This is a genomic window from Streptomyces sp. NPDC040405, from assembly GCF_055595765.1.
Genome location: NZ_JBVIVI010000010.1, coordinates 221,129 through 243,638, shown reverse-complemented (window position 1 = coordinate 243,638; position 22,510 = coordinate 221,129). Strand labels below are relative to the sequence as shown.

The window sequence follows — 22,510 nt, the reverse complement described above, 5'->3', positions numbered from 1 at the left end:
CGCCCCTCCCGCAAACCCCGCTTCCCTTAAGGACACCTGTGTCTCTGACCTCCGACCCACCCCGCGACAAAACGCCCGAAGCGCCCGGACGCGCCGCCACGACCGAGGACTACTCCGCGCTCACGGTCGTCCCCGTACGCCACCCCTGGCGCTGGGCCGCCGTCGCCGTGACGGCCGTCCTGGTCGCCCAGTTCGCGCACGGCCTGATCACCAACCCCGGCTGGGAATGGGACGTCTTCGCCGACTTCTTCACCACCGAGACGATCCTCAAGGCCGTCTGGATCACCCTCCAGCTGACGTTCTACGGCACCGCGCTCGGCTTCGCCCTCGGCATCGTGCTCGCCTTCATGCGGCTGTCCAGGAGCCCGTTCCTGAAGTCGGTCGCCTTCACCTACATCTGGGCGTTCCGCTCCATCCCGCTCATCGTCCAGCTGCTCTTCTGGTTCAACCTCACCTATCTCTACAAGCGGCTCGACTTCGGCATCCCGTTCGGGCCCGGCTTCTTCTCCTTCGACACCGCCGGACTCGTCGGCGCGATGAGCGCGGCCGTCCTCGGACTCGCCCTGCACCAGGCGGCGTACGCGGCCGAGATCGTGCGCGGCGGCGTCCTCGCCGTCGACCCCGGACAGCTGGAGGCGGCCGCCGCCCTCGGCGTCCCCCGGCTGCGGCAGCTGCGCCGCATCGTGCTGCCGCAGGCGATGCGCTCGATCCTGCCCAACGCCGCCAACGAGGTCATCTCCCTCTTCAAGGGCACCTCGATCGTCTCCGTGATGGCGATCGGCGAACTCTTCTACCAGGTGCAGGTCGTCTACGGGCGCAACGGCCGGGTCGTACCGCTCCTGATGGTCGCGACCGCCTGGTACATCATCCTGACCACGCTGCTCTCCATCGCCCAGTACTACGTGGAGCGCCACTTCTCCCGGGGAGCCACCCGATGACCGCCATGGTCGACATCCGTTCCGTCCACAAGAGCTTCGGGCCGCTGGAGGTGCTGCGCGGCATCGACCTCACGGTGCGCACCGGAGAGGTGGCCGTCGTCCTCGGCCCGTCCGGCTCCGGCAAGTCCACGCTGCTGCGTGCCATCAACCACCTGGAGAAGGTCGACAGCGGCTGGATCAGCGTCGCCGGTTCGCTGGTCGGCTACCGCAGGCGCAACGACAAGCTGTACGAGCTGCGCGAGCGCGACATCCTCAAGCAGCGCACCCGGATCGGCTTCGTCTTCCAGAACTTCAACCTCTTCCCGCATCTGACCGTGCTGGAAAACATCATCGAGGCCCCGGTGTCCGCGCTGCGCCGCCCCAGGAAGCAGGCGGTGGAGACCGCGGAGCGGCTGCTCGCCCGGGTCGGCCTCGCGGACAAGGCGTCCGCGTACCCCCGGCAGCTCTCCGGCGGGCAGCAGCAGCGGGTGGCCATCGCCCGCGCGCTCGCCCTGGAACCGGAGCTGCTGCTGTTCGACGAGCCGACCTCCGCCCTCGACCCCGAGCTGGTCGGCGAGGTCCTCGACGTCATCAAGGACCTGGCCGACCAGGGCACCACGATGATCGTCGTCACCCATGAGATCGGCTTCGCCCGCGAGGTCGCCGACACCGTCGTCTTCATGGACGACGGCCGGATCGTCGAGCAGGGACCGCCCTCCGAGGTGCTCGACCGCCCACAGCAGGAACGCACCAAGGCGTTCCTCTCCAAGGTCCTGTGAACGAGGCCCTGTGAAGAGGACCCGTGAACGAGGACCTGTGAACCATCCCCCGCGCACAAGGAGCACCCCCGTGACCACCCGCCGCACCCTTCTCGCCGTCCTCGCCGCCACCGCCTCCACGGGTCTGCTCGGCGCCTGCGGCGACGGCGACACCCAGCAGACGGTGGGGGCGAAGGGCAAGGGCGCCGGTCTCAACATCGGTCCCGACCAGCACCGCATCAGAGGCAAGAAGGTCGACGCGATCGCCGCCGAGCTGCCCGAGGCGGTCCGCCGCCGCGGCACGCTGCGCCTCGGCGGCAGCGCCGACGCCTCGCCGCCGCTCGGCTTCTACGCGACCGACGACAAGACCCGGATCGGCTCCGAGATCGACCTCGCCACCCTGGTCGCCGACACCCTCGGGCTGAAGATCCGCTTCGAGCCGGTCTCCTGGGAGAACCTCTTCGTCGGCCTCGACAGCTCCAAGTTCGACGCCGTCTTCTCCAACGTCACCGTCACCGAGGAGCGCAAGGAGAAGTACGACTTCGCGACCTACCGGCTGGACGACCTCGCCTTCGAGGCGGCCAAGGGCACCACCTGGCGGGTGAAGGGCCCGGCGGACGTCGCGGGCAAGACCGTCGCGGTCTCCTCCGGGACCAACCAGGAGAAGATCCTGGTCGACTGGAGCAAGGAGAACCAGAAGGCGGGCCGCGAGCCCGTGGACATCAAGTACTTCCAGAAGGACACCGACTACTACCTCGCCCTTCAGTCCAAGCGCATCGACGCCTATCTCGGCCCCCACCCCAGCGCCGCCTATCACGTCGCCTCGGCCGGTCAGACCCGGATCGCCGGCCGCCTCTCCGGGGGCGGCGACCAGGTGCAGGGCAAGATCGCCGCCACCACCAAGAAGGGCAGCGGGCTGGTCGACGCGTACGCCGCCGCCATCGACCACATCATCCAGGACGGCTCGTACGCCCGCGTCCTCAAGCGGTGGGGGCTCTCCAGCGAGGCCGTGAAGAAGTCCGAGATCAACCCGCGCGGCCTGCCCGCCACCTGACGGCTCCCCGACCGAGGAAGGGCCCCGACCATGGCCACACCGGCCGGCCCCCTGCATCTGGCCGCCGCCCTCGACGGCGTCGGCCGGTACGAGGCGTCGTACTACGTCGAGCTGGCGCGTCTCGCCGAGCGCGGCGCGCTCGACTTCATCACCCTGGACGACACGCTCGGCCCGCCGGGGGACGGGCAGGGCAGGCCCGACGCGCTCGCCGTCCTCGCGCGCGTCGCGCCCGCCACCGAGCGGATCGGCCTGGTGCCGACCGTCACCACCACCCACACCGAGCCGTTCCATGTCTCGTCCGCCGTGGCCACCCTGGACTGGGTGAGCCGCGGCCGGGCGGGCTGGACCGTCGCGGTGTCCGCCACGGAGGCGGAGGCGCGGCTGGTGGGCCGCCGCCCCGCCGCCCCCGCCCCCGAACTCTGGGCGGAGGCGGGCGAGGTGGCCGATGTCTCCGCCCGGCTGTGGGACAGCTGGGAGGACGACGCGGAGATCCGCGACACCGCCACCGGGCGCTTCGTCGACCGCGACAAGCTGCACTACGTCGACTACGAGGGCGCCGCCTTCCGGGTGCGCGGCCCGGCCATCGTGCCCCGGCCGCCCCCGACCGCTACACCCGGGCCGCCGAGTTCGTCGCCACCGCGCGCGAGCTGTGGGACTCCTGGCCCAAGGGCGGTCCGCCGCGGCCGTTCGCGCACCGGGGCGAGCAGTTCGACATCGAGGGGCGATTCGGCGTACCGCGCTCCCCGCAGGGGCATCCGGTCGTGATCCAGGCCGGGGACTTCGACGAGGGCCGGGAGTTCGCGGCCTCCGCCGCCGACATCATCTTCACCCGGCACGGCACCCTGGAGGCGGGCCGCGCCTTCTACGCCGACGTCAAGCGGCGGCTGGCGGCGCACGGCCGGGCGCCCGGCGATCTGAAGATCATGCCCGGGGTGACCTTCGTCCTCGGCGACACCGCGGCCGAGGCCCGGGAGAAGGCCGCCGCGGTCCGGCGGCAGCAGGTCTCGCCGCAGAACGCGATCCTCGCCCTGGAGCAGGTCTGGGGCGTGGACCTGTCCGGATACGACCCGGACGGACCCCTTCCGGACATCGACCCGGACCCCGGCTCCCACCTCGTCCAGGGCCGGGTGCGGCACGCCGATCCGCTGGCGCTGGCCGCCAAGTGGCGGGCGCTGTCGGAGGAGAAGGGGCTCTCCATCCGGGAGACCGTCATCGAGACGACCGGGCGGCAGTCGTTCATCGGCACCCCGGAAGCGGTCGCCGGGGAGATGGCGAGATTCGTACGGGACGAGGCCGCCGACGGCTTCATCCTGGTGCTGCAGCTGACCCCCGGCGGGCTCGACGAGTTCGTGGACCGGGTGGTTCCGCTGCTTCAGGAACGGGGCGTCTTCCGCACCGCGTACACGGGCCGCACCCTCCGCGACCATCTGGGGCTTTCCCGTCCGGGCGCCCCGGAATAGGCGGTACCGGAGCGGGTCGTACGGGGGCGGGACCACCGGGCCGGGCGCCAAGTGGAACCCGGCGGCCACAGTGCTCGTCTCACTCGATGTCCGAGGGGATGGGCCCACTGCCCCGGCGGCCGAAAGGTGCCGGGGCCATGTGACGTGTGCCCGGTGGATTTCCGAATTGTCCTCTTGCCCTTTGCCGTCGTGGCCGCGAATACTTCCGGGCAGCGCTTGTCAGGGGCACGTCGGAAAACTCCCTCCGGTGTGCTCGCTGACTGCGCCTCACGGGCCTGCCCACCCAAGCAGACCCCCGATTCCCTCGGAGGAAGAGTTGAGGATCAAGCGCACCACCACCCCCCACGGCTCCCGGGCGAGACGCATCGCACTCCTCGCCGCCACCTCGGCCCTCGTGGCCGGGACGGCGCTCGTCGCCCCCGCCGCCTACGCGGGTAACGACGCGGCCCCCACCTTCAGCGCGGCCGAGGCCAAGGCCGCGGGTGACGCCGTCCTGGGCGCCGACGTCGCGGGCACCGCCTGGTATGTCGACAAGGCGACCAACAACCTGGTCGTCACGGCCGACAGCACCGTCTCCCAGGGCGAGATAGCCAAGATCAAGGACGCGGCGGGCGGCAACGCCGACGCGATCGAGATCAAGCGCACCCCCGGCAAGATCAACAAGCTGATCTCCGGCGGAGACGCCATCTACGCGAGTAGCTGGCGCTGCTCGCTCGGCTTCAACGTGCGCAACAGCAGCGGGGCGAACTACTTCGTCACCGCGGGCCACTGCACCGACGGTGCGGGCACCTGGTGGTCGAACTCCGGTCACTCCACCACCATCGGCCCGACGTCCGGCTCCAGCTTCCCGACCAACGACTACGGTCTGGTCCGGTACAGCGGCTCCGTCACCCCGCAGGGCACCGTCGGCAGCCAGGACATCACCAGCGCCGCCAACCCGACCGTGGGCCAGACGGTCACCCGGCGCGGCAGCACCACCGGCATCCACAGCGGCCGGGTCACCGCGCTGAACGCCACCGTCAACTACGGCAACGGCGACATCGTGTACGGCATGATCCAGACCACCGTCTGCGCCGAGCCCGGCGACAGCGGCGGCCCCCTCTACGCCGGTTCCACCGCCCTCGGCCTCACCTCCGGCGGCAGCGGCGACTGCTCCTCCGGCGGCACCACGTTCTTCCAGCCGGTCGTCGAGGCGCTGAACGCGTACGGCGTGAGCGTCTACTAAAGACGTACGAGACGGCTGGCGCACCCACCGACGCGCACCCCCGCCCGGGCCTTCCGGGCGGGGGTTTCCCGGTTTTCCACAGGACTCCCGGGTCGGACGGAGCGGGACTATCGTGGACATCGATACCCCAGGTGGGGCATCGTTCGCGATACGGACGGCAGGTGGCCGTGATGCTCGATGCACTCGTGATAGTGGTGGTGATCCTGGCCTGTGCCGGTGTCGTCTGCGCCCTGGCGGCGGCCCGCGTGGTCAAGCAGTACGAGCGGGGGGTGGTCTTCCGGCTCGGAAGGCTCCGCTCGGATGTCCGGGGGCCCGGCTTCACCATGATCGCTCCGGTCTTCGACCGGCTCCGCAAGGTGAACATGCAGATCGTGACGATGCCCGTGCCCGCCCAGGAAGGCATCACCCGTGACAACGTGACCGTGCGGGTAGACGCGGTCGTCTACTTCAAGGTCGTGGACCCGGCCGAGGCGATCGTCGCGGTCGAGGACTACCGCTTCGCGGTCTCCCAGATGGCCCAGACCTCGCTGCGCTCGATCATCGGCAAGAGCGATCTGGACGATCTGCTCTCCAACCGGGAGAAGCTCAACCAGGGGCTGGAGCTGATGATCGACAGCCCGGCCATCGGCTGGGGCGTCCACATCGACCGCGTCGAGATCAAGGACGTGTCGCTGCCGGAGACCATGAAGCGGTCGATGGCCCGCCAGGCGGAGGCCGACCGGGAGCGCCGGGCCCGGGTGATCAACGCGGACGCGGAGCTGCAGGCGTCGAAGAAGCTCGCCGCGGCCGCCGAGCAGATGGCCGCGACCCCGTCCGCCCTCCAGCTGCGGCTGCTGCAGACGGTGATGGCGGTCGCCGCCGAGAAGAACTCCACGCTGGTCCTGCCCATACCGGTGGAGCTGCTGCGCTTCCTGGAGCGGGGCCAGCAGCCTCCGGCGGCGGCCCAGGCGGAAGGCGGCGGCGCCAAGGAGCCGGTGGCCGCCGGGCAGAAGGCGGCCTCGCCCGCCATGGAGCACGCGCCCGCCAAGGAGGCGGTCCCGCCCGCTCCGACTGTCCCCACGCTGACGGAGCACGAACCGGAGCGTGCCGTGGAGCGGTGACCCGTACATAAGCCCCGTGCCCGCGTGTCCGTTTGAGGCGCGCGGGCACCGTCATGTCCGGATATGAGGATCGACGCTCCGTAAATTTCACGCAGATGACGTGAACGCGGTCTTGTGCGCCCCTGGCGGCGCTGGGAATACTCGGCGGCGCAATTTGGCATGGACGCGCTCCCGCTCGGGCAGGCGCGCCCCGTGCCGTACGCCCTCCGGGCCGGGCACCCCACTGCCGTACGGCCCAACCCCCCACTGGAGGACCGAGAGTTGAAGCACCGCCGCATACCCAAGCGCCGTGTGGCCATCGCCGGGACCGGAGCTGTGGCCCTGGTCGCCGCCGCCCTCACCCTGCAGAACGCCAATGCCGCCCCCGCCGAGCCGCAGCCCCACACGCTGTCGGTGAACGCCGCGGGCAAGCTCGCGAACACCCTCACCTCGGCGCTCAAGACCGACTCCGCCGGTTCGTACTACGACACCAAGGCCAAGAAGCTCGTGGTCAACGTGGTGAACAAGGCCGCCGCCGAGCGGGTCCGCGACGCGGGCGCCGAGGCCAAGGTGGTCGAGCACACGCTGGCGCAGCTCAAGCAGGCGCGTACCACCCTGAAGGACAAGGCGACCATTCCCGGCACCTCGTGGTCGGTCGACCCCAGAGCCAACAAGGTCGTCGTCACCGCGGACAGCAGTGTCAAGGGCAGCCACCTGGCCACCCTGAACAAGGTCGCCAAGGGCCTGGGCGACAAGGTCGAGGTGAAGCGCTCGGCTGGTAAGTTCTCCACCTTCCTCGCGGGCGGCGACGCCATCTGGGGCGGTGGCGGGCGCTGCTCGCTGGGGTTCAACGTGGTCAAGGACGGCCAGCCGTACTTCCTGACCGCCGGTCACTGCACCGAGTCCATCAAGAGCTGGTCCGACTCGCAGGGTGGCGACGAGATCGGGGCCAACGAGGGCAGCGACTTCCCCGGCAACGACTACGGCCTGGTCAAGTACACCAAGGACGTCGCGCACCCGAGCGCGGTGAACCTCTACAACGGCGACACCCAGGCCATCTCCAAGGCCGGTGACGCCACCGTCGGCCAGAAGGTGACCCGCAGCGGCTCCACCACCCAGGTGCACGACGGCGAGGTCACCGGCCTCGACGCGACCGTCAACTACCAGGAGGGCTCGGTCAGCGGGCTCATCCAGACCAACGTCTGCGCCGAGCCCGGCGACAGCGGCGGCGCGCTCTTCGCGGGCGACACGGCGCTCGGTCTGACCTCCGGCGGCAGCGGCGACTGCTCCGCGGGCGGCGAGACGTTCTTCCAGCCGGTGCCGGAGGCGCTGGAGGCGTACGGCGCCAAGATCGGCTGACAGGCCGACCGCTCTCGCGCGGCGCGCCCGCCCGCAGGGGGACAGGCCCCGTACCGGGACGGGCCCCGCACAGGGACAGGCCCCCGGACACCCGTGGACGGTGTCCGGGGGCCTTCGCTTCGCTCAAGCCCCGGGGCGGCGGCTCAGAACTCGAAGAGCTGGGTCACGGCCGCGTTCTTGAGGCAGTTGTTGGCGAAGGTGTGCTCGTACGCCACCCGCTGACCGTCCCAGATCCCCTCCGCGGTGACGGTCACCGGCCGCCACTCCTTGGTGCACATCCGGCCGGACTCGGTCGCCTCGGTCAGCGTGGAGAACTCGCCGTTCACGGCGCGCAGTTCGGCGCAAGCCCGGGCGGGCGCCGGGTGGGTACCCGTGGCGGTGGGCTGACAGCTCAGCGTCACCGCCCGCTGGACGGCCACCGAGGCCGCGTCGGCTCCGTGGCCGATGCTGAGGACCAGCGCGGAGGGCGGATACAGGCTCTTCGACGTCGCGGGCGCGGCATGTGCCGTGCCACTGGCCCCCAGCCCGAGCGCGGCGCTCATGGCCAGCGCGGCGCCGAGGCCGCCGATCGCCCCTGTCGTCTTCCGCATATCGAACACTCCCTTGCTCGTGCTTGCAGATACCGGACGGAGTTCTACGCCCCGCGGATCGGGAACGCACGTTGATCGAGCACTTCCGGTCGCTACAAGTAGTCATTCGGTGGCTCATTGTCGCGTGCGCAAGGTGTGGCCCTGTGGAACGCCGCGTGTCGACCGGGTGCGGGCTGATGTGCGGGGCGGGGGAGTGCGCGCGCCTCGCCGCGCTGTCGAACGACAGTTCAGCGCCGTTCAAATCGATTCAGAAATGCTCAGATGTGAGGCATGTCGAGAGTGCCGGTGTACGAGTGACGCCAGAGCGAGATCCTGCCAGGGCAAGGCGACGGTAAACGGGACGAAGCCGGGTGGCGCTTCGGTCGCCGAAGCGGTCGCGTCAGCCCAGTCCGCCGCTGAGCGGGCCGGTGTGGCGGCCCCAGCCGTACGCGCGGTCGGCCCGCAGCCGCACCACCAGCCGGCGGTCGGCCACCATCGCGGCGCGGAAGTCCTCCCAGTCCGGGTGGTCGCCCTGGATGGAGCGGTAGACCTCGACCAGCTCGTCGGCGACGGCGTCATGGGGGTCGGTCGTCACCGGCGTCAGCTCGGCGTCGCCCTCGGCCACCAGGTAGGAGAAGCGGTCGCCGCTGGTGACGTAGAAGCTCGCGCGCGGGTCGCGGCGCAGGTTGCGGGTCTTGGCGCGGTCGTCGGTGACCGAGACGCGGATGAGGTGCTCGGCCGGGTCGTAGCTGTAGGCGACGTTGGACAGCTGGGGGCGGCCGTCGCGCTTGAGGGTGACGAGCGCGCCGGTGCGCTGTTCCCGCAGCAGGTCGAGCAGGGTCGGCTCCGTCATGGTGATCAGGATACGTGCGCGGGCGGCCGGTTTCCCGGGATACGACACGCGGAATGAAGGGGGGATTTGCGTGCTTATGGTGTATATGGAAGCGCCGCGAGGGGCGCGAGGTGGCCGTTCGGGGTCACTCGCACGGTTGTTCGAAAATGGGGTTAAGGTGGGGGTCGGGGAGGACGAACAGAGCAGGATCGGCCAGGGGGTGTGAGCAGCGGGAGGTGCGGATGCCAGGCTTCACGCATCTGCACACCGCCTCCGGGTTCTCCATGCGGTACGGCGCCGCACACCCGGAGCGGTTGGCGGCGCGTGCCGCCGAGCGCGGCATGGACGCCATCGCGCTGACCGACCGCGACAGCCTCGCCGGAGCGGTGCGGTTCGCCCGGGCGAGTGAGGTCGCGGGGGTCAGACCGCTCTTCGGGGTGGATCTGGCCGTCCGGGCGGAACTCCCGGACCCGGGGCGCTCGGCCCGGCGGCGCACGCCGGTGCGCGGCGGGGCGTTCATCGACGAGTCCACGCCCCGCGTGGTCTTCCTCGCCCGGGACGGCGCCGCCGGCTGGGCCGCCCTGTGCGGGCTGGTCTCCGCCGCCCACGCCGGGCTCGCCCACCCCGGCTCCGCCCGTACGAACGGCGACGGGCCGCCCCTGCTGCACTGGCGCGATCTGGTGAGCGTCCCCGGGGCGCTCGCCCCGGTGACCGCGCTCCTCGGCCCGGACTCCGACGTCGGCCGCGCCCTGGCCGCCGGACGCCCCGACCGGGCCGCGCGGCTGATCGCCCCCTGGCGCGAGCTGTTCGGCGACGCGCTGCGGCTGGAGGCCGTATGGCACGGCCGCGACGGCACCGGGCCCGGCTCGCTGCGGCTGGCCGCCCGTACCGTCGGCTTCGCCGCGGAGCAGGGCGTCCGGGCCGTCCTCAGCAACGCCGTCCGCTACGCCGACCCCGGCGAGGGCCCGGTCGCCGACGTCCTGGACTCCGCCCGCCGCCTCGTCCCCATCGACCCGCGCAACCCCGGCTCGCTCGACAGCGGTGAGCGCTGGCTCAAGGGCCCGCGCGACATGGCGCGCGCCGCCGAGCGCATCGCGGAGGCGGCCGGGCTGCGGCGGGACGGCGCGCACCGGCTGCTGGAGGAGACGGCGCGCACCGCCGCCGCGTGCCTGGTCGACCCCGAGGACCACATCGGCCTCGGCACCGTCCACTTCCCCGAACCGCGCCTGGTCGGGGCGGGACGGCGGAGCGCGGAGCGGGTGCTGCGGTCGCGCTGCGCCGCCGCCATGGTGGAGCGGGGATACGACCGCGACCGGGCGCGCTGGGAGCGGCTGGAGGACGAGCTGCGCACCGTCGAACGGCTCGGCTACGCCTCGTACTTCCTCACCGTCGCCCGGGTCGTGGACGACACCCGTGCGCTCGGGGTGCGGGTGGCCGCCCGGGGCTCCGGCGCGGGCTCGCTCGTCAACCATCTGCTCGGCGTCGCCCACGCCGACCCCGTGGCCTGCGGGCTGCTGATGGAGCGCTTCCTGTCGGTGCGGCGGGCCGCGCTGCCCGACATTGACATCGACGTGGAGTCGGCGCGCCGCCTCGACGTCTACCGCGCGATCTTCGACCGCTTCGGGCCGGAGCGGGTCGCGACCGTCTCGATGCCCGAGACCTACCGGGTGCGGCACGCCGTACGGGACGTGGGCGCGGCCCTCGGCATGGAACCGGCCGAGGTGGACCGGCTCGCCAAGTCCTTCCCGCACATCCGCGCCCGCGACGCGCGTGCGGCGCTCGCCGAGCTGCCGGAGCTGAAGGAACTGCGCGAGGCGACGGAGGAGCAGGAACGTTTCGGCAGGTTCTGGGAGCTGGTCGAGGCGCTCGACGGCCTGCCCCGCGGCATCGCCATGCACCCCTGCGGCGTCCTGCTCTCGGACGCCGGGCTGCTGGCCCGTACCCCCATCGTGCCGACCAGCGGCGAGGGCTTCCCCATGTCGCAGTTCGACAAGGACGACGTCGAGGAGCTGGGGCTGCTCAAGCTCGACGTCCTCGGCGTGCGGATGCAGTCCGCGATGGCGCACGCGGTCACCGAGATCCGGCGGGCCACGGGGGAGACCGTCGACCTCGACGACCCCGCGCAGGTCCGGCCCGGCGACCCGGCGACGTACGACCTGATCCGCTCCACCGAGACGCTCGGCTGCTTCCAGATCGAGTCGCCCGGCCAGCGCGATCTCCTCGGACGGCTCCAGCCCGACTCCTTCCACGACCTCGTGGTCGACATATCGCTCTTCCGGCCGGGCCCGGTCGCCGCCGACATGGTGCGCCCCTTCATCGAGGCCCGGCACGGCCGCCGCCCCGCCCGCTATCCGCATCCGGACCTGGCGGACGCGCTGCGCGAGACGTACGGGGTCGTCGTCTTCCACGAGCAGATCATCAAGATCCTGTCGATCATGACCGGCTGCGAACGGGACCTCGCCGACGAGGCGCGCCGCGCCCTGTCCGACCCCGAACGGCAGGGCCGGGTACGGGCCTGGTTCCACGCGGAGGCGGGGCGGCGGGGGTACTCGGCGGAGGTGCTGGGCCGTACCTGGGAGATCGTCGAGGCGTTCGGTTCGTACGGCTTCTGCAAGGCGCACGCGGTCGCCTTCGCGGTCCCCACGTACCAGTCCGCCTGGCTCAAGGCGCACCATCCGGCGGCCTTCTACGCGGGACTGCTCACGCATGACCCCGGGATGTACCCGAAGCGGCTGCTGCTGGCGGACGCGCGGCGGCGGGGCGTGCCGATCCTTCCGCTCGATGTGAACCGGTCGGGCTCCGACTATCGAATCGAACTGACGTCCGAGGGCGGCGATATGGGCGTCCGGCTGGCGCTGAGCGACGTCCACGGCATCAGCGAGGCCGAAACCCGGCGCATCGCCGCCGGACAGCCCTACTCCTCGCTCCAGGACCTGTGGCTGCGCGCCCACCCCGGACGGCCCGCCGCCGAACGGCTGGCCCAGGTCGGGGCGTTGGACGCGTTCGGTGCGGGCCGCCGCGACCTGCTGCTGCACATCGCCGAACTGCACCGGCAGCGCGCCGCGACCCACGACGAGGGCCAGCTCCCGCTGGCCGAAACCGGCCCGCCCGCCCCTGCCGGGCTGCCCGACCTCGACGACGGCGAACGCCTCGGCGCCGAGCTGGGCATCCTCGGCATGGACGTCTCCCGCCATCTGATGGCCGACCACCGGGCCTTCCTGGACGAACTGGGCGCGATGCCCGCCAAGCGGCTGCGGTCGGCCCGGCACGGGGAGACGGTGCTCGTCGCGGGCGCCAAGGCCGCCACCCAGACCCCGCCGATCCGCTCCGGCCGCCGGGTCATCTTCACCACGCTGGACGACGGTACGGGCCTGGTCGACTGCGCCTTCTTCGACGACAGCCACGCCGCGTGCGCCCATACCGTCTTCCACTCCTGGCTGCTGCTGGTGCGCGGCGTCGTCCAGCGCCGCGGCCCGCGCAGCCTCAGCGTCGTCGGATCGGCCGTCTGGAACCTCGCCGAACTGGCCCGGCTGCGGAGCGAAGGCGGCCTGGAGGCGGTCGCCGCCGAACTGGCGGGCGCGGGCGCGGGCCCGGACGCGGACGCCGCCGACCCCGACTCCGGCCGCCGCATCCAGCTGTCCACCGGCTACGCCATGCACCCCTGGGCCGACCTCCAGCCCGCGGGCGACCAGTCCGCCACCGGCCGCAAGCTGTGGCACGCAAGCCCGGGGAGCGCGGGATGAAGCCCGAACCGGCCCCTCCCGTCCCCGCCCCGGCGGCCGGGGCACCGGGGGACGCGGGCCTCGGCGGCGACGGGGTGGCGCATGTGTTGTACGTGCGGTTTCAGGGGGACGGGGTGCTCGGCGAGGACGTCTATCAGGGGCTGCTCGCGCTGCTCGGCGAGGTGACGCCCGTCGTGGAGGCGTTGCCGCCCGACGCCGCGCTCGCCGATGTCCGCGGTGCGCTGCGGTACTTCGGGCGGGACGCGGCCGGGCTCGCGGAGATCGTGCGGGTGCGGGCGCTGGCGCGGTACGGCGTCGACTGCACCGTGGGCGTCGCCGCCAACCCGATGCTCGCCCGCATGGCCGCACACGACGCCCCGCCGAACACGCCCGGCGCGGTCCGTACCGTCCCCGACGACCCCGACGCCGTCGCCGGTTTTCTGGCCCGTAAGCCGCCCATCGCCCTGCCCGGCGTGGGCGCCGCGACCGCCAGGGCCCTGTGCGCGTACGGGCTCGACAGCACCGAGCGGATCGCCGCCGCGCCGCTGGCCACGCTGCAGCGGATCCTCGGGGCGGCGACCGCGCGCCGGGTGCACGCCTGGGCGCACGGCATCGATCCCGCGCCCGTCACCCCGAACGCCCCCGCCCGCGCCATGGGCGCCGAACACCGCTTCGACCGCGATGAGCTGGACCCGGTCCGGCGGCGCCGGGCGCTGCTGACGCTCGCCGACGGGCTCGGCATCCGGCTGCGGACGAGCGGGCAGATCGCGGCCCGGCTCAGCCTCACCGTCCGGTACGCCGACCACTCCTCGACGACCCGTTCCCGGACCCTGGCCGAGCCGACCGCCCATAGCCCGGTGCTGACCGCCACCGCGTACGCGCTGCATGACGCGCTCGGGCTGCAGCGGGCCCGGGTGCGGTCCGTCAGTCTGCGGGCCGAGGGGCTGATGGGCGCCGAACTCGCCTCCCATCAGCTGTCCTTCGACGCCGTGGACGACAAGGCCCGCCGGGCGGAGGCCGCCGCCGACCGGGCGCGGGCCCGCTTCGGGATGTCCGCGGTCCGGCCCGCCGGATTCCTGGACGTCGCGTAGGGCGCCGCGTAAGACCTGAGCGACGCGTAAGACCTGGACGTCGCGTAAGGGCTACGTGAACCTTTCTTCACCGGCCGATGGCTGGAAGTCTCCGCTACTCACGCGTAATTTGATCCTCGCGCCACACGCTTGTGATCCGGATCACAGGGTGCGCCGTCAGTGCAACTCCACCCCCACCACGAGGAGTTCATGTGATGCTGCCCTGGAGGCATGTCCGCACCTTACTGCCCGCCCTGGCCCTGGCGGTCGCGGCGGCGACCGCGGCCCCCGCCGCCGCGGCCACCCAGTCGTCGCAGACCGTCAGCAGTGGCTGGAACAACTACTCCTGCAAGCCCTCCGACCGGCACCCGCGCCCCGTCGTCCTCGTCCACGGCACCCTCGGCAACTCCGTCGACAACTGGCTCGGCCTCGCCCCGTACCTGGTCGACCGCGGCTACTGCGTCTTCTCCCTCGACTACGGCCAGCTCCCCGGCGTGCCCCTCTTCCACGGGCTCGGGCCCGTCGACAAGTCCGCCGGGCAGCTGTCGTCGTACGTCGACCGGGTGCTCGCCGCCACCGGCACCTCGAAGGTCGATCTGGTCGGCCACTCCCAGGGCGGGATGATGCCCCGCTACTACCTGAAGTTCCTCGGCGGCGCGGCGAAGGTGAACGCCCTGGTGGGCCTCGCCCCGTCCAACCACGGCACGACCCTGTCCGGGCTGACGAAGCTGCTGGACTTCTTTCCGGGCCTCGACGACGCCGTCGCCAAGGCGGCCCCGGGGCTGATGGACCAGGTGGCCGGGTCGGACTTCCTGGACCGGCTCAACGCGGGCGGCGACACCGTTCCCGGGGTCCGCTACACCGTCATCTCCACCCGGTACGACGAGGTGGTCACGCCGTACCGCAGCCAGTTCCTGAGCGGCCCCGACGTCAAGAACGTCGTGCTCCAGGACCTGTGCGCCTCGGATCTGTCCGAGCATCTGACCATCGGAATGACCGACCGGCTCGCCTTCCATGAAGCCGTCAATGCCCTCGACCCGGCTCACGCCACCCCGACGACCTGCGCTTCGGACGACTGACCCGCGCGACCGGCCTCGGGGTGGGCGACGGAGTGGTCCGCGTCGCGCGGCGGCCTATTCGGCGATCAGCTCGACCTCGATGTTGCCCTGCGTCGCCTTCGAGTACGGGCACACCTGGTGCGCCTGCTCGACCAGCTTGCGGCCGGTCTCGTTCTCCAGGTCGCCCGGCAGCTCGACGCGCAGCGTCACCTTGAGGCCGAAGCCGCCATCCGACTCGTCCTTGCCGATGCCGACCTCGGCGGTGACGGAGATGTCCTTGGTGTCCACCTTGGCCTGGCGGCCGACGAGGCCGAGCGCGCTCGCGAAGCAGGCGGCGTAGCCCGCGGCGAACAGCTGCTCCGGGTTGGTGCCCTTGCCGTCACCGCCGAGGGCGGGCGGCATGGCCAGGGGCAGGTCGAGCTGGCCGTCGGAGCTGACGGCGCGGCCATCGCGGCCGTTCGCCGTGGCTACCGCGGTGTAGAGCGCATCCATGAAGACCAATCCCTTTCGAGTCCCGGTGGCCGGGGGAATCCGGCCGGATCCGGCGGTGGCCTCAGTAGAGCACACAACTAAATTGTGCACAACTAAGAGGTACGCTGGTCATATGTCATCTCAGCCCGACCCCGACCCCGACCCGCTTCCCGCGCAGAGCGGGGCCGTCACGGTGGACGATCCGCTCCGGCTCGATCTGCAGCTCTGCTTCGCCCTGCACGCCGCGTCGCGCGCGTTCGGCGGCATCTACCGACGGGTGCTGCGCGACACGGAGCTGACATACCCGCAGTACCTGGCGCTGCTGGTGCTGTGGGAGCACGGGGAGATGCCGGTCAAGCAGCTGGGCGAGTTCCTGCGACTGGATTCGGGCACCCTGTCGCCGCTGCTCAAGCGCATGCAGTCGGCCGGACTCGTCGAGCGCGAGCGCAGCACGCACGACGAGCGCTCGGTGACGGTCCGGCCGACGGCGGAGGGCATGGCGCTCAAGGAGCGCGCCCGGGAGGTGCCCCTGAAGGTGATCCGGGCGACCGGCTTGGACAAGGAGGAGCTGGTCGACCTGCGGTCGCGGGTGCAGCGGCTGACGGCGGCGCTCGACGCGGCGCTGGACGACGAAGAGGGCTGAGCACCGGGGTCACCGGGCCGGGGTCACCGGCCCCGGGTCGGTGCTGTTCGCCGTGCCGCCCGGTATCAGCGCGCTCGCGAGCACGGCCACGGCCACCAGCGCGAACCATCCGGCGATGGCCGCCGCGCGGTGCCGGACCGACCATCCGGCGATCCCCTCCACGAGAGCCGGACCTGCCGCGCGGTCCCGTTTGCTTTTCGGCAGCATGAGCTGCTGTCCTTTCCGAAGAAGGAGCGTTTCCTCAAGAGGGCTCGCCCCGCTGGGGCGAGCCGGTACCGCTGCTTCGTTCAGCTGGGCCGTCGAGTTGCCGCTCGGCGGCCCAGCGGCTGTTCTGTTCCCGGGGTTACTCCACGGTCTGGAGGATGCGTTCCAGGGAATCCATACGGCCCTGCAGCGCGGTGAGCGTCTCGCCGATCTCCCGCAGCTGGACCTCGGTCTTCTGCTGGGTGGCCACGGCCTGCTCCGCGATCTTGCGGTACTCCAGCTCCCGTACGACCTGGACCTTCGCGCGCCGGGTGGCCGCGAACTGCCAGATGATCGTGGTCAGTACGGTGGTGACCAGAGCGAACAGACCGAAGGCCCCGACGACCTCCGTCAAGTCGTGCCCGTCCTTCAGGTGTTTCCTTTCGTCTCCGCGGCCGGGGTCAGCGTCCGCTCCGCGGCCTCGATGGCTTCCGGGGTGAGCCGGATCGCGAACCGGTTCACCTCGTAGAACTTCATGGCCTTGCCGTCCTCCGAGACCTCCAGCCGCGCCGACACCAGCCCGGCGGCCTCCAGCTTCCGCAGATGTACCTGGAGCAGCGCGCGGCTGATGCCCAGCGAACGGGCCAGCTCGCTCACGTACGTGCTCTCCCGGGTCAGCGCCGCGATCACCCGCAGCCGGTGCGGGTTGGAGAGCGTGGCGAGCACGCGCACCAGTTCGTCTCCGGTCGGTTCCGGCTCTTCCGTCATAGCGAAACCCTGCACATGCCAAAAAAAGTTAGCACATGCCGAGAATGATTGAGCGGTGTCGTGTGCGTGGAAGGTGTCAGACATGACCGGAACTCATCCCCGTGCGGGCGCCCGCAAGTCCGCCATCGACCTGGTCGAGACCTTCCTCGACCCCGGCAGCCGCCGCGGCTGGGACCGGCCGGTCGAGATCACCACGACCGACCCCGACTACCGGGCCGACCTGGAGCGGGCCCGCGAGCGCACCGGGATCGACGAGTCGGTGATCACGGGCGAGGGGTGCATCGAGGGGCGCCGGGTGGCCTATGTGGCCTGCGAATTCCGCTTCCTGGCGGGCTCGATCGGGGTCGCGGCGGGTGAGCGGCTGGTCCGTGCCATCGAGCGCGCGACGGCGGAGCGGCTCCCGCTGCTGGCCGCCCCCGCGTCCGGCGGCACCCGGATGCAGGAGGGCACGGTCGCCTTCCTCCAGATGGTGAAGGTGGCGGCGGCGATAACCGACCACAAGGCCGCGGGCCTGCCGTACCTGGTCCATTTGCGCCACCCCACCACCGGCGGCGTCCTCGCCTCCTGGGGCTCCCTGGGCCATGTCACCGCCGCCGAACCGGGTGCCCTCATCGGCTTCATGGGCCCGCGGGTGCACGAGGCCCTGTACGGCGAGGAGTTCCCGGCGGGCGTGCAGGTCGCCGAGAACCTGATGAACCACGGCCTGATCGACGCGGTGCTCCCGACGAGCCGCCTCGCGGAGGTGGCGGCGAGGGTGCTGAGGGTTCTGTGCGGCGACGAGGCTCCCCGGCCCGCCGCGGCCGACTTTCGGCCGCCCGCCACCGGGGTGTCGTTGGGTGCTGGGCGGTCTGCGTTCGGCCCTGCGGATGCCCCAGGGGGCTCCCGTGTGGGGGCTACGGCGGTGGGGCCCTCGGCCGAGGAGTCGATCCGGGCCTCGCGGCGGGAGGACCGGCCCGGGGTGCGGGACCTGTTGCGGGTGGCCGCCGAGGACGTGAGTCCGCTCAGCGGTACGGGTGCCGGGGAGCACGACCCCGGGCTGCTGCTCGCGCTCGCGCGAATCGGCGGGGCGCCCTGTGTGGTGCTCGGGCACAACCGTCGCGGGCGGCGGGGCAGCGAGCGCGCGTCGACCGAGGGGCAGCCGTTGGGGCCCGCCGGGCTGCGTACCGCGCGGCGCGGCATGCACATCGCGGCCGAGCTGGGGCTGCCGCTGCTCACCGTCATCGACACCGCCGGCGCGGCGCTCAACCGGGAGGCCGAGGAGGGCGGGCTGGCCGGGGAGATCGCCCGGTGTCTCGCCGACATGGTGACGCTGCCCGCCCCCACCCTCTGCCTGCTGCTCGGTCAGGGCGCGGGCGGGGCCGCGCTCGCGCTGCTGCCCGCCGACCGCGTCGTGGCGGCGCGGCACGCCTGGCTGTCGCCACTGCCCCCCGAGGGCGCGTCCGCCATCCTCTACCGGTCGACGGAGCGGGCGTACGAGGTCGCCGACCGGCAGGGGGTGCGCTCCGCCGACCTCCTGGCCAACGGCATCGTCGACCGCGTCGTGGAGGAGGATGAGGGGGAGGGCGAGGAGGCGGGCCTCCTGGCGCGCCTCGGCCACATCCTCGGCGACGAACTCGCCGCCCTCCGCGCCCGGGACCCCGAGGAGCGGATGGCCGCCCGCCGCGCCCGGCATCGCCGCATCGGGGAGCCGAGTTGACGTCTTAACAGGGCCAAACGGGCGTAGCAGCCAGCCGAATTGGCAGTCTTAGGCATGCCTAACCTAATCTCGGCTCGTGAACGAGAATGATCTCGACACGGCACCCCGGCCGTTCTCCACCCCTGCCCCTGCCCACCCCGCGCCAATCCACCTCCTGGCCCTCAATCCCACCGACTCCGTCACCGAAGGCTTCCTCCCCGCCGCCGCCCGCCTCGGCTTGGCCGTAACCCTCCTCACGGACCAGCCCGAGGCACACGAGCGCGCGTACGCCCGCCACGCGGCCCGTGGCGGGCGGCACCCCGTCACGCTCGACGTCGCCCCCTGCGACGTACGGGACTTCCGCGAGGTCATCAGCCGCATCGCCGCCGCCCCGGACGGCCGACGGCCCCGGGCCGTCTTCACCAACAGCGACCACCTCCAGACCCAGGCCGCCCTGGCCGCCGCGTACTTCGGCCTCCCCGGCAAGGACTGGCGCGCCGCCCTCCGCACCAAGAACAAGGCCGAGCTGCGCCGCGCCCTCGCCGCGGCCGGTGCGGACACGATCTGGTCCACCGAACTCGGCACCGGCGACGACCCGGCCACTCTCACCGGCCTCGACGCGCCCTACCCCTGCGTCGTCAAGCCGCGCGAGGGCGTGGCCAGCGAGGACGTCGTCCTGGTCGCCGACGCGGCCGAACTCGTCCGCTCCTGCCACGACATACGCGCCCACCGGCCCGACGCGGCGCTGGTGATCGAGGAGTACCTGAACGGCGAACTGCGCACCCTCGAAACCCTCGGCGACGGCCACACCCTCCACGTCCTCGGCGCCTTCCGCACCGACGTCTCCCCGCCTCCGCACTTCATCGAGGAACGGCTGCACCTCCTGCCCGCCCCGCCCCCACAGCCCCACACCGGTCAGGTGCTGGCCCAGCTCCGGGCGCTGGGAGTAGGATTCGGCGCTTGCCATACCGAATACGTCGTCCAGGGCGACCGGGCCCGCCTCATCGAGGTGAACTACCGTGCCATCGGCGACCAGTGCGATCTGGTGCTCGCCGAACTCCTCGGCATCCCGCTCTTCGAGCACATCCTCCGCACCCACCTCGGCGAACCGCTCCCGGCCGACCTCGGCGCCCGCCGGGACGGCCGGGTCCGCATGGAGTACGTGATGGCCGACCGCCCCGGCCGACTCGTCGCCGCCCCGGCGGCGAGCGTGACCGAACGCGACGGCGTACGGCTCGACTACCGCCCGCTGCGCGAGATCGGCGAGGAACACCCCCTCTACCGCACCAACCGCGACTTCCTCGGCGTCCTGCGCGCGACCGGCACCGACCAGCGCCGGATCGACGCGACGGTGACGGAGTTCCTGGCGGCCCATCGGTGGGAGATCGCGTCATGAGCCGCGCGGAAGGGGAGGAGGCCGAGGAGGAACTTCTCGGCCGAGTGCTGGACACTCTGCTCCGGGAGGACGCGTACCGACTGCGCAGCCGAGCCCGCACCGTGCGCCGCCCCGACGGCGACTGGCTGCGCATCGCGCTGAGGGAGGGCGGAAACGTGCTGCTGCCGGTGGAACCGGAAGGCTTCCAGTGCGAGATCCGCGCCCGCCGCCCCCCAAGACTGGAATGCGAGCCCCCCGCCGGACACGTCGCCGATCCGGGCTCGGACGGCGATAACGAAGCGGACCGCGTGGCGGCACCCCCGGCCGACCCCGCCCGTACCGGGCAGCCCGCCGAACCGGGCGCGGGCGTCGGGCGTTCCGCGCCGGACCCCGCGGCGGTTGGTGGCGAGCCCGTGCGGGCGGACCGCTCCGTCCCCGCCGGGCCGTATTCCGCCGACGTGGCCCCCGTCACGGCACCCCCCGGCGCGGGCGGTGCCACCGTGGCGCCCAGTGCGGGTGATGTCACCGTGGCGCCCAGCGGGGGTGGTGCCACCCCGCCCCCCGGCGGCGTGGGTTCCGGCGGTCGGGATGCCGCGGCGGTTGGTGGCGAGCCCGTGCGGGCGGACCGCTCCGTCCCCGCCGGGCCGTATTCCGCCGACGTGGCCCCCGCCACGGCACCCCCCGGCGCGGGCGGCGCCACCGTGGCCCCCGGCGCGGGTGGTGCCACCCCACCGCCCGGCAGGGGCCTCGTGCTTCGGGGGCTCGATGCCGTCCTCGGGCGGTTGCGGGCGGGGGTGGCGGGGGAGGATCTGGAGCTTTACGACGGCTTCGTGGGCGAATGCCATCAGGCGTTGGACGCCATCCGGCTGCACGACCGCATCCGGCCCAGTGTTGTCGAGCGGCTGGCCGGGCGGCATGGGGCGGCCGGGGGGTGGGCCGGGATGGGCGGGGCCGTCGCGTACGACACGCTGGCCGCCTTCCGGGACCATCCCGTGTACCCGACCAGCCGCGGCCGGTCCGTGTTCGGCGAGGACGCCCTGCGCGCCCACGCGCCCGAGTTCGCGCCCGACTTCGCGCTGCGCTGGCTCGCGCTCCCGCGCGCGGCGGTCGGCGGAGATCCGGGGCGGCTGCCCGCGTGGTGGCCGACGCCGGGGGAGCTGGGGCTGCCCGGGGGGCTCGACGCCGACCATCTCGCGTTCCCCGTGCATCCGCTCACCGTCGGCCGCCCCCTCACCGCCGCCCTCGACGCGGCCGGGCTGGGGGAGCGGGGGCAGCTCGCCGAGCGGCCGTGGCTGGACGTACGGCCCACGCTGTCGATGCGGACCGTCGCCGTCTCCGACGACCCGCTGACCCACCTCAAGCTGCCGCTCACCACGGCCACCCTGGGGCTGCGCAACCGGCGGACCGTCAAGCCGGGCACGCTCGTCGACGGCGAGGTGGCGCAGCGCCTGGGGGAGGCGGTGATCGCGCGCGAGCGCCGGTTCAAGGACACCGTGCTGCTCGCCGACGAGACGACCCATCTCCACGCCGGGCACGAGCTGCTGGCCACGCTCGTCCGCCGCTATCCGCCGGGTCTGGAGAACGCCCAGGTCGTGCCGCTGGCCGGGCTGCTGGCCCGTACGCCGGACGGGGGGCTCGTGGCGGACGCGCTCGCCGAGCGCCACTACGGCGGGGACCTGTTCGCCCTGCTCGACGCGTACCTCACCCTCCTCTTCGACTTCCACACCACCCTCTTCGCCTACGGCATCGCCCTGGAGTCGCATCAGCAGAACACCTCCCTCGTCTTCGACGGCACCGGCGGCCCGGCCACCCCCCGGCTGCGGCTGCTCATCAAGGACCACGACGGGCCGCGCGTCCACGCCATCCGGCTCGCCGCGATGATCGGCGGGGCCGACGCCGCGGACCTGTGCGGATTCGACGACCGCCGCATCCTGACCGGCGGCGACGGACCGGTGGCGGACGTGTTCACCACCATCACCGTCCATCTGTGCGCCGCCGCGCTCGCCTTCGAACTGGCCGCCCTCGGCCGCGCGCCGCTGGACGTCCTGCTGCGGCAGGTGCGCGACCGGCTCACCGAGGCCGTCGAACGGATCGGCGCGGTGTACCCCGGGGCGGCCGCCGCCGTGCTGCGCTCCCGGGTGCTGGCCGCGGACCGGCTGCCGGTCAAGGCGATGGTGACCGCGGGCACGCTGTTCACCAAGGCCCGGTCGGGCGCCGCCGACGTCAACAAGCACTACGTGACCGGGCCCAACTACCTACTGCGGGGCCGCGGCAGATGACGGCCGCGACCTC

Annotated in this window: 21 protein-coding genes; 15 read left to right on the top strand and 6 right to left on the bottom strand. The window is 72.4% G+C overall.

Annotated features, from left to right (window positions below):
• The first annotated feature begins 38 nt into the window (after nucleotides 1-38).
• The 8 genes from ACZ59A_RS34430 to ACZ59A_RS34395 all read left to right on the top strand — a co-directional run bounded on the left by ACZ59A_RS34430 (nucleotide 39) and on the right by ACZ59A_RS34395 (nucleotide 7,852).
• Nucleotides 39-938 carry an amino acid ABC transporter permease gene (locus tag ACZ59A_RS34430; RefSeq protein ID WP_468050426.1) on the top strand — a complete coding sequence of 300 codons (900 nt, stop codon included), beginning with the start codon at nucleotides 39-41 and terminating at the stop codon, nucleotides 936-938.
• Nucleotides 935-1,696: an amino acid ABC transporter ATP-binding protein gene (locus ACZ59A_RS34425; RefSeq protein WP_470966987.1), complete on the top strand. Its 762-nt coding sequence runs from the start codon at nucleotides 935-937 to the stop codon at nucleotides 1,694-1,696. Before ACZ59A_RS34430 ends, ACZ59A_RS34425 begins: the two co-directional genes overlap by 4 nt.
• A gap of 70 nt (nucleotides 1,697-1,766) precedes the next feature.
• Nucleotides 1,767-2,729, top strand: a complete 963-nt coding sequence (locus ACZ59A_RS34420) for an ABC transporter substrate-binding protein (protein WP_470966984.1) — start codon at nucleotides 1,767-1,769, stop codon at nucleotides 2,727-2,729.
• 30 nt (nucleotides 2,730-2,759) lie between these two features.
• Entirely contained in the window at nucleotides 2,760-3,494 is a 735-nt protein-coding gene (locus ACZ59A_RS34415) for an LLM class flavin-dependent oxidoreductase (protein WP_470966982.1), read from the top strand.
• The gene (locus ACZ59A_RS34410) at nucleotides 3,491-4,189 is read left to right on the top strand and encodes an LLM class flavin-dependent oxidoreductase (RefSeq protein WP_470966979.1); all 699 of its coding nucleotides are present in this window, start codon (nucleotides 3,491-3,493) and stop codon (nucleotides 4,187-4,189) included. The genes ACZ59A_RS34415 and ACZ59A_RS34410 overlap by 4 nt, the downstream gene beginning before the upstream one ends.
• A 316-nt stretch (nucleotides 4,190-4,505) precedes the next feature.
• Complete coding sequence (locus tag ACZ59A_RS34405; protein ID WP_470966977.1) at nucleotides 4,506-5,414, top strand: S1 family peptidase; 909 nt, start codon at nucleotides 4,506-4,508, stop codon at nucleotides 5,412-5,414.
• Nucleotides 5,415-5,584: 170 nt separating this feature from the next.
• A complete protein-coding gene (locus ACZ59A_RS34400; RefSeq protein ID WP_470966974.1) occupies nucleotides 5,585-6,514 on the top strand; it encodes a slipin family protein in 930 nt (309 codons plus the stop codon).
• Nucleotides 6,515-6,775: 261 nt separating this feature from the next.
• A complete protein-coding gene (locus ACZ59A_RS34395; protein ID WP_470967104.1) occupies nucleotides 6,776-7,852 on the top strand; it encodes a S1 family peptidase in 1,077 nt (358 codons plus the stop codon).
• 143 nt (nucleotides 7,853-7,995) lie between these two features.
• Here ACZ59A_RS34395 and ACZ59A_RS34390 read toward each other — a convergent pair whose 3' ends face one another.
• Together ACZ59A_RS34390 and ACZ59A_RS34385 are read right to left on the bottom strand one after the other, a co-directional pair.
• Nucleotides 7,996-8,442, bottom strand: coding sequence for a subtilase-type protease inhibitor (locus ACZ59A_RS34390; RefSeq protein WP_470966971.1), 447 nt, complete (start codon nucleotides 8,440-8,442; stop codon nucleotides 7,996-7,998).
• A gap of 379 nt (nucleotides 8,443-8,821) precedes the next feature.
• Complete coding sequence (locus ACZ59A_RS34385; RefSeq protein ID WP_468050434.1) at nucleotides 8,822-9,274, bottom strand: PPOX class F420-dependent oxidoreductase; 453 nt, start codon at nucleotides 9,272-9,274, stop codon at nucleotides 8,822-8,824.
• A 221-nt stretch (nucleotides 9,275-9,495) separates the two neighbouring features.
• Here ACZ59A_RS34385 and ACZ59A_RS34380 point away from each other — a divergent pair, with 221 nt between their 5' ends.
• The 3 genes from ACZ59A_RS34380 to ACZ59A_RS34370 all read left to right on the top strand — a co-directional run bounded on the left by ACZ59A_RS34380 (nucleotide 9,496) and on the right by ACZ59A_RS34370 (nucleotide 15,124).
• Nucleotides 9,496-12,996: a DNA polymerase III subunit alpha gene (locus ACZ59A_RS34380; protein WP_470966968.1), complete on the top strand. Its 3,501-nt coding sequence runs from the start codon at nucleotides 9,496-9,498 to the stop codon at nucleotides 12,994-12,996.
• Complete coding sequence (locus ACZ59A_RS34375) at nucleotides 12,993-14,066, top strand: DNA polymerase Y family protein (protein ID WP_470966965.1); 1,074 nt, start codon at nucleotides 12,993-12,995, stop codon at nucleotides 14,064-14,066. Before ACZ59A_RS34380 ends, ACZ59A_RS34375 begins: the two co-directional genes overlap by 4 nt.
• Before the next feature lie 194 nt (nucleotides 14,067-14,260).
• Nucleotides 14,261-15,124 (top strand): esterase/lipase family protein, encoded by an 864-nt coding sequence (locus ACZ59A_RS34370; RefSeq protein WP_470966962.1) that lies wholly within the window; start codon nucleotides 14,261-14,263, stop codon nucleotides 15,122-15,124.
• Between the two features lie 54 nt (nucleotides 15,125-15,178).
• On the opposite strand, the gene ACZ59A_RS34365 is transcribed toward ACZ59A_RS34370, so the two are convergent.
• Nucleotides 15,179-15,595, bottom strand: coding sequence for an organic hydroperoxide resistance protein (locus ACZ59A_RS34365; RefSeq protein WP_470966959.1), 417 nt, complete (start codon nucleotides 15,593-15,595; stop codon nucleotides 15,179-15,181).
• Nucleotides 15,596-15,707: 112 nt separating this feature from the next.
• Between ACZ59A_RS34365 and ACZ59A_RS34360 the strand changes: the two genes are divergently transcribed.
• A complete protein-coding gene (locus ACZ59A_RS34360) occupies nucleotides 15,708-16,217 on the top strand; it encodes a MarR family winged helix-turn-helix transcriptional regulator (protein ID WP_470966956.1) in 510 nt (169 codons plus the stop codon).
• 9 nt (nucleotides 16,218-16,226) lie between these two features.
• Here ACZ59A_RS34360 and ACZ59A_RS34355 read toward each other — a convergent pair whose 3' ends face one another.
• From ACZ59A_RS34355 to ACZ59A_RS34345, 3 genes are all read right to left on the bottom strand, one after another.
• Nucleotides 16,227-16,424, bottom strand: a complete 198-nt coding sequence (locus ACZ59A_RS34355; protein WP_470966954.1) for a hypothetical protein — start codon at nucleotides 16,422-16,424, stop codon at nucleotides 16,227-16,229.
• A gap of 136 nt (nucleotides 16,425-16,560) precedes the next feature.
• Nucleotides 16,561-16,815, bottom strand: a complete 255-nt coding sequence (locus ACZ59A_RS34350; RefSeq protein ID WP_470966951.1) for a hypothetical protein — start codon at nucleotides 16,813-16,815, stop codon at nucleotides 16,561-16,563.
• A gap of 14 nt (nucleotides 16,816-16,829) precedes the next feature.
• Nucleotides 16,830-17,168 (bottom strand): ArsR/SmtB family transcription factor, encoded by a 339-nt coding sequence (locus ACZ59A_RS34345; RefSeq protein WP_468050442.1) that lies wholly within the window; start codon nucleotides 17,166-17,168, stop codon nucleotides 16,830-16,832.
• Between the two features lie 82 nt (nucleotides 17,169-17,250).
• Here ACZ59A_RS34345 and ACZ59A_RS34340 point away from each other — a divergent pair, with 82 nt between their 5' ends.
• The 3 genes from ACZ59A_RS34340 (at nucleotide 17,251) to ACZ59A_RS34330 (ending at nucleotide 22,497) form a co-directional block, all read left to right on the top strand.
• Nucleotides 17,251-18,864 (top strand): carboxyl transferase domain-containing protein, encoded by a 1,614-nt coding sequence (locus ACZ59A_RS34340; RefSeq protein WP_470966948.1) that lies wholly within the window; start codon nucleotides 17,251-17,253, stop codon nucleotides 18,862-18,864.
• Between the two features lie 145 nt (nucleotides 18,865-19,009).
• A complete protein-coding gene (locus ACZ59A_RS34335) occupies nucleotides 19,010-20,239 on the top strand; it encodes an ATP-grasp domain-containing protein (protein ID WP_470967102.1) in 1,230 nt (409 codons plus the stop codon).
• Complete coding sequence (locus ACZ59A_RS34330) at nucleotides 20,236-22,497, top strand: IucA/IucC family protein (RefSeq protein ID WP_470966946.1); 2,262 nt, start codon at nucleotides 20,236-20,238, stop codon at nucleotides 22,495-22,497. The genes ACZ59A_RS34335 and ACZ59A_RS34330 overlap by 4 nt, the downstream gene beginning before the upstream one ends.
• Nucleotides 22,498-22,510: the final 13 nt, after the last annotated feature.